The organism is Nonomuraea guangzhouensis (assembly GCF_019396345.1).
In the GTDB taxonomy this organism is placed as follows: domain Bacteria; phylum Actinomycetota; class Actinomycetes; order Streptosporangiales; family Streptosporangiaceae; genus Nonomuraea; species Nonomuraea guangzhouensis.
Genome location: NZ_JAHKRM010000027.1, coordinates 15,880 through 30,718, shown reverse-complemented (window position 1 = coordinate 30,718; position 14,839 = coordinate 15,880). Strand labels below are relative to the sequence as shown.

At 69.7% G+C, this 14,839-nt stretch carries 14 protein-coding genes; 9 read left to right on the top strand and 5 right to left on the bottom strand.

What is annotated here, in order from left to right; genetic code table 11:
* Window position 1: 1 nt before the first annotated feature.
* Window positions 2-1,063, bottom strand: a complete 1,062-nt coding sequence (locus KME78_RS43965; RefSeq protein ID WP_219535711.1) for an ABC transporter substrate-binding protein — start codon at window positions 1,061-1,063, stop codon at window positions 2-4.
* 15 nt (window positions 1,064-1,078) lie between these two features.
* Window positions 1,079-3,589 (bottom strand): PA14 domain-containing protein, encoded by a 2,511-nt coding sequence (locus KME78_RS43960; RefSeq protein ID WP_219535709.1) that lies wholly within the window; start codon window positions 3,587-3,589, stop codon window positions 1,079-1,081.
* A gap of 289 nt (window positions 3,590-3,878) precedes the next feature.
* Between KME78_RS43960 and KME78_RS43955 the strand changes: the two genes are divergently transcribed.
* Window positions 3,879-4,679: a DeoR/GlpR family DNA-binding transcription regulator gene (locus KME78_RS43955; RefSeq protein ID WP_219535707.1), complete on the top strand. Its 801-nt coding sequence runs from the start codon at window positions 3,879-3,881 to the stop codon at window positions 4,677-4,679.
* 74 nt (window positions 4,680-4,753) lie between these two features.
* Window positions 4,754-6,235, top strand: a complete 1,482-nt coding sequence (locus KME78_RS43950) for a sugar ABC transporter ATP-binding protein (RefSeq protein WP_308127358.1) — start codon at window positions 4,754-4,756, stop codon at window positions 6,233-6,235.
* On the opposite strand, the gene KME78_RS43945 is transcribed toward KME78_RS43950, so the two are convergent.
* Together KME78_RS43945 and KME78_RS43940 are read right to left on the bottom strand one after the other, a co-directional pair.
* Entirely contained in the window at window positions 6,232-7,251 is a 1,020-nt protein-coding gene (locus tag KME78_RS43945) for a CehA/McbA family metallohydrolase (RefSeq protein ID WP_219535703.1), read from the bottom strand. The genes KME78_RS43950 and KME78_RS43945 overlap by 4 nt on opposite strands.
* A gap of 81 nt (window positions 7,252-7,332) precedes the next feature.
* Window positions 7,333-7,797 (bottom strand): hypothetical protein, encoded by a 465-nt coding sequence (locus tag KME78_RS43940; RefSeq protein ID WP_219536010.1) that lies wholly within the window; start codon window positions 7,795-7,797, stop codon window positions 7,333-7,335.
* On the opposite strand from KME78_RS43940, the gene KME78_RS43935 reads away from it, so the two are divergent.
* The 6 genes from KME78_RS43935 (at window position 7,751) to KME78_RS43910 (ending at window position 12,746) form a co-directional block, all read left to right on the top strand.
* On the top strand, window positions 7,751-8,074 hold the full coding sequence (locus tag KME78_RS43935) for a TetR-like C-terminal domain-containing protein (protein ID WP_308127357.1): 324 nt from the start codon (window positions 7,751-7,753) through the stop codon (window positions 8,072-8,074). The genes KME78_RS43940 and KME78_RS43935 overlap by 47 nt on opposite strands.
* 104 nt (window positions 8,075-8,178) lie before the next feature.
* Complete coding sequence (locus KME78_RS43930; RefSeq protein ID WP_246653243.1) at window positions 8,179-8,616, top strand: VOC family protein; 438 nt, start codon at window positions 8,179-8,181, stop codon at window positions 8,614-8,616.
* 33 nt (window positions 8,617-8,649) lie between these two features.
* Complete coding sequence (locus tag KME78_RS43925) at window positions 8,650-8,808, top strand: hypothetical protein (protein WP_219535696.1); 159 nt, start codon at window positions 8,650-8,652, stop codon at window positions 8,806-8,808.
* Window positions 8,805-10,139 carry a dihydrolipoyl dehydrogenase family protein gene (locus tag KME78_RS43920; protein ID WP_219535694.1) on the top strand — a complete coding sequence of 445 codons (1,335 nt, stop codon included), beginning with the start codon at window positions 8,805-8,807 and terminating at the stop codon, window positions 10,137-10,139. The genes KME78_RS43925 and KME78_RS43920 overlap by 4 nt, the downstream gene beginning before the upstream one ends.
* A gap of 80 nt (window positions 10,140-10,219) precedes the next feature.
* A complete protein-coding gene (locus KME78_RS43915; protein ID WP_219535692.1) occupies window positions 10,220-11,683 on the top strand; it encodes a hypothetical protein in 1,464 nt (487 codons plus the stop codon).
* A 157-nt stretch (window positions 11,684-11,840) separates the two neighbouring features.
* A complete protein-coding gene (locus KME78_RS43910) occupies window positions 11,841-12,746 on the top strand; it encodes a M23 family metallopeptidase (RefSeq protein WP_219535689.1) in 906 nt (301 codons plus the stop codon).
* Window positions 12,747-12,817: 71 nt separating this feature from the next.
* Here KME78_RS43910 and KME78_RS43905 read toward each other — a convergent pair whose 3' ends face one another.
* On the bottom strand, window positions 12,818-13,699 hold the full coding sequence (locus tag KME78_RS43905) for a LysR family transcriptional regulator (protein WP_219535685.1): 882 nt from the start codon (window positions 13,697-13,699) through the stop codon (window positions 12,818-12,820).
* Window positions 13,700-13,792: 93 nt separating this feature from the next.
* Between KME78_RS43905 and KME78_RS43900 the strand changes: the two genes are divergently transcribed.
* Complete coding sequence (locus KME78_RS43900) at window positions 13,793-14,752, top strand: DMT family transporter (protein ID WP_219535683.1); 960 nt, start codon at window positions 13,793-13,795, stop codon at window positions 14,750-14,752.
* Window positions 14,753-14,839: the final 87 nt, after the last annotated feature.

The following is a 14,839-nucleotide window of genomic DNA, read 5'->3' as shown; positions in this document are numbered from 1 at the left end:
CTCAGTACGCCTCACCGAGGGAGTCCTTGGCGTTGGACGTGTCGTAGTCGCGGTCGGAGATGACCACCTTGTCGGGGATGGCCTGGCCGTCGAGGAACTTCTGCGCGGTCTCGAAGGCGAGCGGCCCGAAGCGGGGGTTCGACTCGATGACCGCGTGCAGCCAGCCGTCGGCGATGCCCTGGACGGCGCTGCGGGTGCCGTCGACGGACACGATCTTGATGGTGCCCGCCTCCTTGCCCGCGCCCTTCAGAGCGGTGACCGCGCCGAGCGCCATCTCGTCGTTCTCGGCGTAGATGCCGTTGATGTCGGGGTTGGACTGGATGAGCTGCTCGGTGACCTGCTGACCCTTCTCGCGGGCGAACTCACCGGTCTGCTCGAAGGAGATCTGGATGCCCGGCGCCTTCTCCGCGATCCGCTCCTTGAAGCCGTCGGTCCGCTCGGTGGTGACGTTGTTGCCGGGCGCGCCGAGCAGGATGGCGACCTTGCCCTTGCCCGCCAGGGCGTCGATCATCCGGTCGGCGGCCCGCTTGCCCTGCTCGTGGAAGTCGGAGCCGATGAACGTCAGGTAGTCGCTGCACGCCTTGGCGTTGATCTTCCTGTCGACCGTGATGATCGGCACCTTCTTGGCCGCGGCCTGCTGGAGCACCGGCTCCCAGCCGTCGGAGTTCAGGGGCGCGATGACCAGCAGTTGCACGCCCTGGGCGATGAGCTGCTGCACGTCGGTGATCTGCTTGGAGAACTGCGACTGGGCGTTGGTGACCTTGAGATTGGCGATGCCCAGCTTGGCCGCCTCGTCCTTGATCGACTTGGTCTCGGCGATGCGGAACGGGTTGGCTTCCTTCTCCGACTGGGAGAAGCCGACGGTGGCCGTCTTGAGGTCGAACTTCTTGCCGCCGAACTGGTCGAGCGTGCACGTCGGTCCCGCCGAGCCGCTGGGGCTCTGCACGACCTGCTGCCCGGCCGTGCTGGTGGCGGCGGGCGCGCTCTGCGGCTCCTCCGACTTGGCGCAGGCCGACGCGGTGAGGAGTACGGCCAGCGCCAGGCAGGCTGTACGGAGTTTCATAGGGGTTCCTTCCTATCAGGCGCAAGCCGGGGAGATCTGGTCGGTGAGCGCCTTGTTCGCGTCGTGGACCCGGGTGACGTCGGCCTTGGTGACGGCTCTGTCGTAGGTGATGAGGCCGTTGAGTTCGGTCTCGACGTCGGTGGTCTGGGTGTAGATCGCCGCGCTGAGCTGGTCGCAGGCGTGCAGTTTCTGCAGGGCCTTGGCCATGTCGACGTAGCGGGTGGTGAGGGCCTCGGGGTCGGGTTCGACCGCGTAGCCCCAGCCGCCGCCGGACCAGGTGTGGCCGATGAGCGGGAGGCCGAGGCCGCCGTACTCGCCGATCACGACCGCGCGGATGTCGCTGGGCTTGCCGGGAACACCCGGACCTGGGTAGATGTGGTAGTCCTTGACGTCGCCGTTGCCGCCGTCGCGGGCGCCGCAGCAGTTGATGCCGCTCATGTTGTTCACCAGGCGGGAAGGGTCCCAGCTCTTGACCAGGTCGGCGATGCGGGCCTGGTCGTACTGGCCCCAGCCCTCGTTGAAGGGCACCCACATGATGATCGACGGGCTGCTGCGGTGCTGGTCCACCATCTCGCGCAGTTCGGTCTCGAACTGCGGCTTGTCGCCGGTCTTGAACATGGCGGGCATGTCCTGCCAGACGAGCAGGCCGAGCTTGTCGGCGTGGTAGTACCAGCGGTCGGACTCGACCTTGGTGTGCTTGCGCACGGTGTTGAAGCCGAGCTTCTTGGTCTGCACGAGGTCGTACTTGAGCGCCTCGTCGGTGGGTGCGGTGTAGATGCCGTCCGGCCAGAACCCCTGGTCGAGCGGGCCCATCTGGAAGACCGGCCGGCCGTTGAGGAGCATCCGGTTGTTCTCCAGCGAGATGGTGCGCATCCCGAAATAGGACTTGATCTCGTCCTGCTTCACCCGGACCGTGAGGTCGTACAGGAACGGCTTGTCCGGCGACCACAGCTTGGGGTTCGGCACCGGCAGCCGGAGCTCCGTGCCGACGGGCCCGGAGACGGTGCCCACGACCTTGTGGCCGTCCTTGGCCACGATGACGGCGGTGCCGGCCGAGCCCTGGACGGTGACGCGCAGTGCCTTGCCCGCGACGTCGGGCACGGTGTCGACGCGGTCGATGTGCTGCTTGGCGACGGGCTCCATCCAGACGGTCTGCCAGATGCCGGAGACGGCGGTGTACCAGATGCCGCTCGGGTCGAGCCGCTGCTTGCCGATGGGCTGCTGCCCGCTGTCGGTCGGGTCGGTGACGCCGACGACGAGCTCCTGGGCTCCGCCGCGCTTGAGCGCGTCGGTCACGTCCACGGTGATCCGGCCGTAGCCGCCCTTGTGCGCGCCGACCTGCTTGCCGTTCACGTAGATCGTGGCGTCCCAGTCGATCGCGTCGAGGTGCAGGAGCAGGCGCTCGCCGCTCCACGAGCGCGGCACCTCGAACGTCCTGCGGTACCACATGCGGTCCTCGTGCCGGCCGATGCCGGACAGCTGCGACTCCACCGGGTACGGCACGACGATCCGCTCGGCCAGGTCACGGCCGGTGGGGACGGCCTCACCCGCCTTGGCGGCGGCGAACTGCCAGGTGCCGTTGAGGCTGCGCCACCTGTCTCTGACCAGTTGGGGGCGTGGGTACTCGGGCAGCGGGTTCGCCGGGTTCACGTCCTTGGACCAGCGGGTCTTGAGGATGTAGGCGGACTCGTTGACGACGAAGGCGTAGGGGAACGCGGCGACGGGGGTGCCGTCGGCGAAGGAGAGACCGGTGCCGTCGTAGGCGGCGCGTAGCGTGCTCCCCGCCTTGGCCGGAACCGGATATTTCAGCTTTAGCACTACCGTGTTTTGATTTTTCAGGGCTACGGAGGTTACGGGCCACTTGGTGCCGGCGACCGTGAGGACCAGGTGGTCGGTCAGGTCGGCGGGCAGCGGGGCGAGCGCCTTGGCGAACGTCAGCGTGGCCAGGTCACCCGTCGAGCCGACCTTCGCCTCACTGGGCCCGGGCGGATCGAACCCGTCCGGCGGCGTGAACGCCTCCGACGGCACGGCCACCTTCGGCTGGCTGGCGCTCTGCCAGCGCAGGTGCAGGTTCGCCCCGCCGAAGTGCTCGAAGTACTCGACCTTGATGTCGTAGTCCTTGCCCGCCTCCAGCGCGATGGGCGTGCCCACCTGCTCCCGGTCCCAGTCGTCCACCCAGTGGTCGATGACGGCCTTGCCGTCCACCCAGAGCCGGAAACCGTTGTCGCCGATGATCGAGAACGTGTACGTCTCGGAGTACTCGGGCCGGATCTTGCCGGTCCACCGGACGGTGACGTCGTCATCCCGGCCGGTCAGCAGCTTGAGCGCCGGGTTGAGATCGGCCATTTCCAGGCTCGGGTCCACGACGCTGGCCTTGAGCTCGCCGAAGTCGAACGCGCCGGCCGCCGAGGCGAGGTAGTAGTCGCCGCGCAGTCCGTGCCGTTCGGCCGCGGCGCCCGCCGGAGCGGAAGCCTGCCAGAGCACGGCGAGCAGCACGGCGATCATTGCCGCGAGTGACTTTCGCACAGAGTGTCCTTTCACGCTGGGGGGTGGGAGATGTCGTATGTCCGGCTGCGCGCCCTGTGCCCGTACCTGTGCGGGGGGCCGGGAGGGCGATCAGCGATAACGCGAGGACGATCGGACCAGCTAAGGCGGGGTGCGCATGGCATGCCCTTCGATCAGGATCGGACAGGTTCTGACCCTGCCTGGCTCCAAAATAAGCACCCTTGGACCGACCCGGTCAAGATTTCCGATCAAATTCGTTCTCATATGATCAGAGGTGAACCGGAGTTGAGCATTCGTCTATGATCGGCATGTGAGCGACACGCAGAGCGACGGCCGCAGGCCGGTGTTCGCCGCGGAACGCCGGCAGCGCATCCTCGAACTGGTGCGTGCCAACGGCGCCGTGTCCCTGCGCGAGCTCGCCCAATCCGTGCACTCCTCCGAGGTGACCGTCCGCCGTGACCTGCGCGCGCTGGAGTCGGAGGGCCTGCTCAACCGCCATCACGGCGGGGCCACGCTGCCCGGCGAGCTGTCGCGGGAGGCGGGTTACGCGCACAAGGTCTCGCTGGAGTCCGCCGAGAAGGCGGCGATCGCCGACCTCGCCACGGCGCTGGTCGAGGACGGCGACGCCATCGTCGTCGGGCCCGGCACCACCACGCAGGAGTTCGCCCGCCGGCTGACCAGGCACGCGGAGCTCGCCGTGGTGACCAACTCCCTGCTGGTCGCCCAGGTGCTGGCCGGCTCGCCGCGGATCGAGGTGATGCTGACCGGCGGCACGCTGCGCGGTTCGATCCTGGCCCTGGTGGGCAGCGCGGCCGAGCACTCGCTGTCCGGGCTGCGGGTGCGCCGGGCGTTCATCTCCGGCAACGGGCTCACCGCCGAACGCGGCCTGTCCACCCCGAACATGCAGGTGGCGGGTGTCGACCGGGCGCTGGCCGCGGCCGCCGAGGAGGTCGTGGTGCTGGCCGACCACACCAAGATCGGCGTCGACACGATGGTGCAGACCGTCGCCGCCGAGCAGATCGGCCACCTGGTCACCGACGACGGCGCGCCGGGCGACGTACTCGACGAGCTGAGCGGCAGGGGCGTCCGACTACATATCGCCCGCATCTGATCGAATGTGACGTTTCTGTTACTGGATTGTTTCCTTCCGCGACCACCATCGAGGCGGAGGCAAGCGTGTTGCAGGTGTCCGGTGTTCTCAAGTCGTTCCAGGGCGTGACCGCGCTCGACCACGTCACGCTCTCTGTACGCCCCGGCGAGGTGCACGCGCTGATCGGGGGCAACGGCGCCGGCAAGTCCACCCTGGTCAAGGTCCTCTCCGGCGTCTACCAGCCGGACGCGGGCCAGCTGCGTTACCTGGGCGAGCCCGTCAGGTTCGGCAGCCCGGCCGAGGCCAGGCGGGCCGGCATCGCCACCATCCACCAGGAGACGAACCTCGTCCCGACCATGAGCATCGCCCGCAACCTGCTGCTCGGCAGGGAGCCGCGCGGCCGCCTCGGGCTGATCGACTTCACGGCCGCCAACGCCCGTGCCGAGCAGATCCTGGCCGAGTACGGCCTGCGTACCGACGTCCGCAAACCCCTGGTCACGCTGGGCGAGGGGGCCAGGCAGCTCGTGGCGCTGGCCAGGGCGGCCACCGCCGACGCCCGGCTGGTCATCATGGACGAGCCCACCTCCGCGCTGGAACACGCCGAGCTGGAGACGCTGTTCGGCGCGGTGGCCCGGCTGCGCGACGAGGGCCGCGCGGTCGTCTACGTCACTCATCGGCTGGAGGAGCTGTACGAGGTCTGCGACCACGTCACCGTGCTGCGTGACGGCCGCGTCGTGCACACCGGCCCGCTGACCGGGCTGGATCGCCTCCGGCTGGTGTCGCTCATGCTCGGCCGGCCGTTCCACCCGGTGGAGGAAGCGATCGAGCCCGGCGAGCCGGACGAGCCGGGCGACGAGCCGGTGCTGGAGGCGAAGGGGCTCACCCGCCACCACGTGCTCGACGGCGTGTCGTTGGCGGTGCGGGCGGGCGAGGTCGTCGGCCTCGGCGGCCTGCTCGGCGCCGGGCGCAGCGAGACGGCCAGGGCGATCGCCGGCGTCATGCCGGTGGACGCGGGCCAGGTGACCGTGGCCGGCGCGGCGGCCCGCAAGTGGTCGATCAGGAACGCCATCCGCGCCGGCGTCGGCCTCGTCCCCGAGAACAGGAAGACCGAGGGCATCGTCCCCACGCTGTCGGTACGCGACAACATCGCGCTGGCCGCGCTCCCCCGGCTGTCGCGGGCCGGGATCGTCTCCGACGCGCGGATCGACGGCATCGTCGAGACGTTCATGAAGCGGCTCGGCATCAAGGCCGTCTCACCGCGTCAGCCCGCGGGCGAGCTGTCGGGCGGCAACCAGCAGAAGGTGCTGCTGGCCCGCTGGCTGGCCATGCACCCGAAGGTGCTGCTGCTCGACGAGCCGACCCGCGGCGTCGACGTGGCCACCAAGCTGGAGATGCAGGCGCTGCTCGACGAGCTGGCCGTGGACGGGCTGGCCATCCTGCTGATCTCTTCGGACGTGGCCGAGCTGGCGGGCAACTGCGACAGCGTGGTGGTGCTGCGCGACGGCGCGATCAGCGCGCAGCTCAACGGCGCCGAGGTGACCGAGGACCGCCTCCTCGCGGCGCTGGCGAAGGGCTAGCTGAGAATGATCGGGTTGCTGAGCGCCGCCATGTGCCCCTCGGAGTGACGTACTTCGATGCGGACGAACGCCGATTCCGCCGCGCTGGTGCGCCACTCCACGACGCCTGATCCGTGGCCGGGCAGCGGTTCGCGGTGCGCCTTGCCGCGATCGGTGTGAAAGCTGACCGTGCCGGAGGGCACACCGCGTACGTCCACCCGTACCAGCGCCGGCTCGTCGCCGATCCGCAGCCGCTCACCGATGCCGGCGGTGCGGTCACCGGCGGAGACCGTGAGCGACAGTTCGATGGCGGCCGATTCGGCGATCCAGCTGCGGCCGGCCCGGATGCCGGCGAGGACCGCGTCAGCGCTCAGTTCCTCGGCCAGCACGACGGTGTGCGGTGTGCCGATCTGGCCCTCCAGATGGGTGTCGCTGTTTCCCATCGCGGGCCGCCATCGCCCGCCGTGGACGTCGGCGGCCAGGCCGCGGCCCCACTCGGCCAACACCGCCTCGTTGTCGGCGTTCCAGGGCAGGTCCGAGGCCCACAGCCCGTTCCACACCTCGACCACGTCGACCTTCTGGTACGGATACACGAACACACCGGTGGGGTACGGCGCGTGCGGGTGGGCCGCCACGCACAGCCCGCCGGCTTGACGTACCTGGTCCAGCTGCCGGTCGATCGCGTCGTCGCGTAAGCCGTATCGCCAGTCGACCACCTGCCCCGGGTCGATGCCCAGCGCCAGCCAGTGCCCGGTCCGTGTGGTGACCTCCTGGCCCAGGACCACCAGCAGACCTTCGGCGTGCGAACCCCACGCGGCGTGCGCGGCGGAGGTGTTGTGCTCGGTGGTCGCGATGAAGTCCAGCCCCGCCGCACGGGCACCGGCCGAGAGCTGCTCCGGCGTCAGCTCTCCGCCGTTCGAATACGTCGAGTGCACATGGCAGTCGCCTCGGTACCAGCCACTCCCCCGGCCCGCCATCCGCCTCGGCGGGAATGGCGACTCCGAACCCCGTTCCGCCCGTTCGTCTGCGTTGGCCATCCCGGCAGCGTAGTTCACGGCGACCAGCCCGGTGTGCCAAGCGAGACCTGGCCGTGGCGCTGCCCGAGCCGAGCCCCATCGTCACGGTCGAGGGGCGTCCAGGTGGTGGTGGGCGGCCCAGTCGGTGATCGCTTTGGCGATGGTTTCGGGTTGGTCTTCGGGGGCGTGGTGGCCGGCCGGGCCGCAGTGCCGGGTCTCCAGAGCGGCGATGTTCGCGGCGCACCACGCGGCCATGCGGTCGTCGATGAGCAGGCTCGGCGAGGAGTCGAAGGTGAGCAGGAGCTTGGGGACGTCGGTGCTGGCGGCCAGCCAGGCGTCGTACTGCTCGACGCGTTCGGCGACGTCGGCGGGCTCGCCGTCCAAGGGGAGGGAACGGGCCCATTCCACCAGGGGGCGACGGCTCTCGCGGGTCGGATAGAACCCCAGATAGGCCTGGATCTCTTCCTCGGGCAGCGATCTCGCCGCCGACCTGTGTACCCAGTTGTCCGGGGTCGTTGACGTGCTGAGCGCGCCGCGCACGCGATCGGCCTTCATCGGGGTGCTCACCGAGGCCCAGCATGACCCCGGCCTCGCCGAGCAACTGCATCGCCAGTGGATCGGCCCGCGCATCGATCAGTTCAAGCACCGCCTGGTCAAGGCCCAGGAGCAGGGGCAGCTACCGCCCGGCGCGGACCTGGATGTGATCATGGACCTGGTGTACGGGCCGATCTTCCACCGCCTCATGGTCCATCTCCCGCTACCCGACGAGGCTTATCTGCGCAAGGTGGTCGGCAGTGTTCTCCCCGCTGGTACGGCAGCGATCCGCGCGAGCGGCCCGGCCTAGCCCAACTCCCCAAGACTTTCCCGAGCGATTTGATGGGGTTTGTGTACTTCGGCGATACGTGACGCGAGGGTGGGTGTCATAAGGGAGGAGGCTACGTCGTGGACATGAAGCTCGAGATCGTGGTGCTGCCCGTCGCTGATGTGGACCGGGCCAAGAACTTCTACAAAGCACTGGGCTGGCGAGAGGATGCCGACGTCACCACCGGCGAGGACTTCCGGGTGGTGCAGCTGACACCCCCGGGATCGGGCTGCTCGGTCATCTTCGGCACCGGCGTCACCTCGGCCGCGCCGGGCTCGGCGCAGGGCCTGTACCTGATAGTGACCGACATCGAGGCGGCCCGGGCCGAGCTGGACGACCGCGGCGCCGAGATGAGCGAGGTGTTCCACGACTCGGGTGGCGTGTTCCACCACGCCGGGACCCGGGAACGGGTCTCCGGCCCGGACCCGGACCGTACCAGCTACGGCTCGTTCGCGTCGTTCAGCGACCCCGACGGCAACGGCTGGTTCCTTCAGGAGATCACCACCCGCCTGCCTGGCCGGTGACCTGGCTCGGCCCCGGCGAGGAGGAGTACTGACATGCGAGCGACCTATGATTCCGCGGCCGAACTGGCCGCCGCATTGCGCCGTGCGGAGACCGCGCACGGCAAGCACGAGGAGGAGACCGGGCAGCCCGACCCGGACTGGCCGGACTGGTACGCGCAGTTCATGGTGAATGAGCAGACGGGCCGCCCATGAGCGACTACGACGTCATCGTCGTGGGCGCCGGCTCGCCGGGCGAGCACTGCGCCGGCGAACTGGCCGACGGCGGCCTGCGCGTCGCGCTGGTCGAGCGCGATCTGGTCGGCGGCGAGTGCTCCTACCGGGCGTGCATCCCGTCCAAGACGCTGCTGCGCCCAGGAGAGGCGGTGCACGACGCGCGCGAGGCGGCGGCCACCGCGCAGGTCGACGTCGGGGCGGCGCTGGCCTGGCGGGACTTCATGGTCTCGGACTACTCCGACGCCGGGCAGGAGCGCTGGCTGGCGGACAAGGGCATCGCCTTGCTGCGCGGGACCGGCAAGCTCACCGGGATCGGCGAGGTCGAGGTCGATGGCGTACGCCACTCCGCCCGGCATGTCGTCATGGCGACCGGCTCGGATCCGGTCATCCCGCCCGTCCCGGGCCTGCGCGAACTCGACGGCGTGTGGACCAACCGCGAGGTGACCGGCATGAAGGCCGTCCCGCGCCGCCTGATCGTCCTGGGTGGCGGGCCGGTCGGCGTCGAGATGGCCCAGGCCGTACGACGCCTGGGCGGCGAGGTGGCCCTCGCCGAGGCCGCCGCGCACCTGCTCGCCCACGAGCCCGCGCCCCTGGGCGAGGCGCTCGGCGAGGTGCTGCGCGCCGACGGCATCGAGCTGTGGCTGGGCGTGCACGCGACCGCCGCGCGACGCGAGGGTGAGGACTACGTCCTCGTCCTCGACAACGGCGGCGAGCTGCGCGGCGACCGCCTGCTCGTGGCCACCGGCCGGCGTCCGCGGGTGGCGGGGATCGGCCTGGAAACAGTCGGCGTGAAAACCGACGGGCGCGGGATCCCGGTCGACGCGCGGCTGCGGGCCGGTGAGCGGCTGTGGGCGATCGGCGACGTCACCGGCGTACGGCTGCTGACCCACGTAGGCAAATACCAGGGCGAAGTCGTCGCCGCCAACATCCTCGGCGAGCCCCGCGAGGCCAACTACGCCGCCATACCGGACGTTGTCTACACCGACCCGCAGGCGGCCGCGGTCGGGGCCGCCGAGGCCCGGTTCGCCGCCACCGTCCCGGTGTCCGAGGTGGCCAAAACCGCCACATACACGCGCGCCTACGCCCAGTCCCCCGGATTCCTGACCCTGCTGTCCGACGGCGAGCGGCTGACCGGCGCCTACGCGCTCGGCCCTGAGGCCGGCGAGTGGCTGCAACAGGCGACTCTGGCCATTCGCGCCGGGGTCCCGCTCGCCGTGCTGCGCGACACCATCCAGCCCTTCCCCACCTTCTCCGAGATCTACGTCTCCGCCCTCAAGGCACTCCACAACACCATCACCGCCGCGCCGTAGCTTCATGGGTGTGCATCCCTTCCGGCAAGTCTCGTCGCCTTGTCCGCCCTCCGGAGGCGAGCGGCGCTAAGAACAGGCAGGTGGGATCAACCAAATCGCTTCGTTCGTGGCTGCGCGCCGATCCATGGCGCACGCTGCTGATTCTGGTCGCCGTCTGCTACGGGATCGTCCAGTTGGCCGCCGTCACCCCCAAGATGGGAGTGGGATGGGACGAGGTCGTCTACGTCAGCCAGGTCGATCCGCGCGTGCCCGCCGCCGAGTTCATCGCGCCCCGCGCTCGGGGAATCACCCTGATCGTCGCCCCGGTGGTGCTGATCACCTCGTCCACGGACGCGCTGCGGATCTATCTGAGCCTGCTGTCGGCCGTGGCACTGTACGCGTCGTTCGGCACCTGGCTGCGGGTACGCTCCGGACCGACGGTGCCCCTCGCCGCCCTGCTGTTCGGGTCCCTGTGGCTGTCGTTGTTCTACGGCAGCGCGGCCATGCCGAACATGTGGGTGGCGTTCGGCGCGGTCGCCGCCGTCGGCTGCTTCGTACGCTGCACGCGGCCGGACAGCGGGCGGGGTCCGCTCATAGGGCTGGCGGTGAGCGTGGCCGCGGTGGCCCTGCTTCGCCCGCCGGACAGCGTCTGGCTCGTCATCCCGCTCGCGGTGGCGCTCGCCATGCCGGGATGGCGGCGGATCGGAGCCGGGGCCGCCCTGATCGCAGGCCTGGTGGCCGGCTGGGCCGACTGGATCATCGAGGCGTTCGTCCGCTTCGGCGGGCCGGTCGCTCGATGGCAGGCAGCCGGCGCGGCGAACGAGACCGGCCTGCACTTCTCCCTTTATGAGCACGCCCGAGCGCTCAACGGACCGTTGCTCTGCCGGCCGCCCGCGCACTGCGGGCCCGTCGTGCTGCCCTGGCTGCTCTGGTGGGGCGCGATCCCCGTCCTGGTCCTGCTCGGTCTGTACGCGGCGCGACGCCGGGAACGCCTGGCCGAGTGCGTGCTGCCGGCCCTCACCGGCCTGTCGCTGGCCGTGCCGTACATCTTCCTGGTCGGCTACGCGGCCCCCCGGTTCCTGCTGCCCACGTACGCGCTGCTGGTGTTCCCGATCGCGCACAGCGCCCTCTGGCCGCTGGAAGGGCCCCGCGGGCGAGCGGTTCGCCGTGCCGGTGCCGCTCTCGTGGCCGCCGGCTTCCTCGCCCAGTTCACCCTGCAGGGCCTGACGCTCGACAAGGTCGTCTCGCCTCGCCTGTCCAAGCGACAGGCCGACGTCGAGGTCGCCGGCGCGCTGGCCGCGTTCACCGTGCGCCGGCCTTGCCTGGTGTACGGCGAGCACGCGGTAATGATCGCCTACCGGATGGGCTGCGAGGCGCACACCGTCCTGAGCTGGCCGCAGGACAGCGAGGTGCCGGCCTCCGTGCTCGCTGCCCAGGGCGCGGGGAAGACCGTGGTCGCCGTCGACAAGGGCCGGTCGGTCCCGGCGCCGTTCCTGTGGGCGTGGGAGAGGCGGCGGCTGCCAGAGGTGCGGCCCGGCACGTGGTACGCGTACGTTCCCCGCTGACCTGAGCGCTGCCTTCAGAGCTCGGAAAAGCCGCAAAATTTCATGTGACAGAGATTGATGAAGAGAACTTTCAGAGTTATGTTCATGATCGACCCTCCCTCCCGAGGAACTGGGCGCCTACCACATCCCCCCAAACGCACCTGTTCAAGAGGTGAGCATGCCCACAACCGGCAGGCCGACCTGGCCGAAGACCCTCAGACTCGCGACCACCGCCCTGTTAGTCACTCTCGCGGCGGCGCTGGTCCCCCAGTCCGCCTCAGCGCAGGACAGCGCCGTCCTGGCCGTCTCCCACAAGAGCCCGTTCAACTGCGGCAAGACCTTCTACGCCAACAATTGGACCGGGACCCCCGCCCACAACCCATCGGGCTCCATCGACTGGCAGGACTACGGCAGCGACGACATCAACGGTGAGACCGTTCGTGCCACCGCCGCGGGCACCGCGTACTTCTATGACGCGGGAAGCACCAGCTACGGCAAGTGGGTACAGATCAATCACAGTGACGGCACCAGCACCCGCTACGCCCACCTCGCCACCCAGGTGAAGTCGGCCGGCAGCTCCATGACCGTCAGTCAGGGCACCGCGATCGGGACGGTCGGCTCGACGGGTGGCGCGACCGCCGCGCACCTGCACTACGAACAGCGCACCTCCAGCGGCGCGATGGACACCAGCCCGACCGTGGACGGCGTGAACGTGCCCTTGGGCACGAAGAAGGCCGTTACGAGCACCAATGCCTGCGGCGGCAACCCCTACACCCCCGAGGAGGTCTGCGGCAGCGGTTACTCGGTCATCGACTCGGCCGCCCTCACCGGTGGCCGCACCTATCTGCTCTACAACTCGGGCAACGGCTACAACTGCGTCACGACGTTGAAGACGACGAGCCTCGGCACGGCGTCGGCGGTGTCGGCGTTCCTGGAGCCGGAAGGGGAGAGCAGGACGACCGACTCGGGCAGCTACGGCTACTATGCGGGTCCGGTCAAGCGGGACGCGGCCGGACAATGCGTCAAGTGGGGCGGTTCGGTCGGCAGCAGCTCGTACACCAGCGGCTTCGAACACTGCGACTAGGAGCGTCGTCCCTTCGGTGATCGGTCGCTGAAGGAGCCGTGGCAGGGTTCCTTCAGCGACTTCCGGCGAATCTACGGAGCGCCGGCGAGCTGCTTCTCGCACAGGTCCCGGATCGCGGTGACGTTCGGGTGCCAGGGCCGGCCGGTCGGGCCGGCCAGGACAAGCCGGCGTTCCAGGCGCGGTCGCAGCGGAACCAGGGTGAGGGTCTCGGACAGCATGCTCGCCGCCAGGGACGGGATGATCCCGACACCGAGCCCGGCTTCCACCATGCACAGCAGTGTGGTGAGTTCGCGGATGCGCTGGGTGGGCCGGTAGGGCAGGCCGGTCAGCGAGTGCAGGTGCTTGACCTGGGTCTCGCAGCCTGAGGTGCTGGCCAGCAGCGGGTCCTCCAGCAGATCGGCCAGCTCGATGGACTCCTCGCCCGCCAACGGGTGGTCGCCGCGCACCACGGCCTCGAAGGCGTCGGTCGCCAGGAGCAGGGCGCCGCGGGGCAACGGATCCGGATCGATGAGGACGGCCGCGTCGACCGTGCCGCTCTCCAGCCACTGTTCGATCTCCTCGTCGAGGCCCTCGAAGAGCATGATCTTGACGTGCGGAAGGTGCTCGTGCCACAACCGCAACAGGCCGGGCAGTAGCCCACGCGCGGCCGTCGGCGGGACGGCCAGCTCGATCGACCCGGCCACGCCGGTGCTCTGGTGCGCGGCCGCGGCAGCGTTGAAAGCGCGGGCTGCGGCAAGGGTGGCGCGGGCGTGGGGCAGCAGCACCTCGCCCAGGGGCGTCGGCCGGACCGGCGTGGCGCGCCGTACGAGATCGCTCCGCACCGCGCGTTCGAGTGAGGCGAGCGAGTGCGACACCGAGGACTGGCTCATGCCGAGCACGGCGGCGGCCGCACCGAAACCCTCGTTGTCGGCGATCGCCACGAACACATCGAGTTGCCGCAGCGTCACATCCATCGAATCAACCAATCACTCAATGCATCTCATCGATTTGCTTCATCCTACCTGGTGAGGGCAGGCTGCCAGCAGGTCATCGGGAGGAGAGCAGTGGTGACGCAGCCGAGGCGTGTAGGTTCCGTCGGCGCGCAGTTCGTCGCGCTGGCCCTGCTGTGGGGAGCGAGTTTCCTCTTCATCAAAGTGTCACTGGACGGACTGTCCCCGGCGCAGGTGATGCTCGGCCGGCTCGCCCTGGGCGGAGTCTTCCTGGCCGGTGTCATGGCCGTCACCCGGCGGCGCTGGCCCCGTGACGCCCGCACCTGGGGCGCCCTTGCGGTGATCTCGGTGTTCCTGTGCGTCGCGCCGTTCTCGCTCTACGCCTGGGCCGGTGAGCGCATCCCGTCTGGACTGTCCAGCATCTACAACGCGACAACCCCGATCGCGGCCCTCCTGGTCTCGCTGGTCGTCCTTCCCGACGAGCGGCTGACCCGCGCCCGCACCGGGGGCCTGGTCCTCGCCTTGTTCGGCGTCACCGTCGTCGCCGCCCCCTGGAGCGCTCTCGGCGCATCCGGCGAGGGCTCCTTCCTCCTGTCGCAGTTCGCCTGCCTGGGTGCCACCCTCTGCTACGGCATCGGCTTCGTCCTCAGCCGCCGCCTGCTGCGCGGCACCGAACAGGACACCATCACCATCGCGGCGAGCCAGATCGTCCTCGCCACGGTCATCGGCTTGTTCGTCGCACCCTTCATCGGAGGGCTCGAACCGGTCGAGATCACCCCGTCCGTGCTGTCCAGCATGCTGGTGCTGGGCATGGCGGGCACCGGGCTGGCGTACATCCTCAACACGCGGGTCATAGCCGCCTGGGGCGCGACCACCGCCGCCACCGTCACCTACCTCACGCCGATCGTCGGTGTCGTCCTGGGCATCGCCGTCCTTGGCGAGACCATCCACTGGCACGAGCCCGCCGGGGCCGTCCTGGTCATCCTCGGCATCCTCATCAGCCAGGGTCGGCTCGTCCCGCGCCGACGCCACCCCGCGCCCGGACACCCGCTCCGTACGGAACGCGTCAGCCGCTGAGCAACCCCATCACCTGCCGCGCGCGACCGTCGGCGTCATCGTCAACGCGGTCTCACCCGACGAGGCGCTCCCCTACCCGCGCTACCG

Bases quoted from the DNA above. Each gene is read 5' to 3' on its own strand.
- KME78_RS43930 (WP_246653243.1), top strand. From the start codon at position 8,179: ATGAAGCTCGAGATCGTGGTGCTGCCCGTCGCTGATGTGGACCGGGCC.
- KME78_RS43910 (WP_219535689.1), top strand. From the start codon at position 11,841: ATGCCCACAACCGGCAGGCCGACCTGGCCGAAGACCCTCAGACTCGCG.
- KME78_RS43945 (WP_219535703.1), bottom strand. From the start codon at position 7,251: ATGGCCAACGCAGACGAACGGGCGGAACGGGGTTCGGAGTCGCCATTC.
- KME78_RS43965 (WP_219535711.1), bottom strand. From the start codon at position 1,063: ATGAAACTCCGTACAGCCTGCCTGGCGCTGGCCGTACTCCTCACCGCG.
- KME78_RS43920 (WP_219535694.1), top strand. From the start codon at position 8,805: ATGAGCGACTACGACGTCATCGTCGTGGGCGCCGGCTCGCCGGGCGAG.
- KME78_RS43905 (WP_219535685.1), bottom strand. From the start codon at position 13,699: ATGGATGTGACGCTGCGGCAACTCGATGTGTTCGTGGCGATCGCCGAC.
- KME78_RS43925 (WP_219535696.1), top strand. From the start codon at position 8,650: ATGCGAGCGACCTATGATTCCGCGGCCGAACTGGCCGCCGCATTGCGC.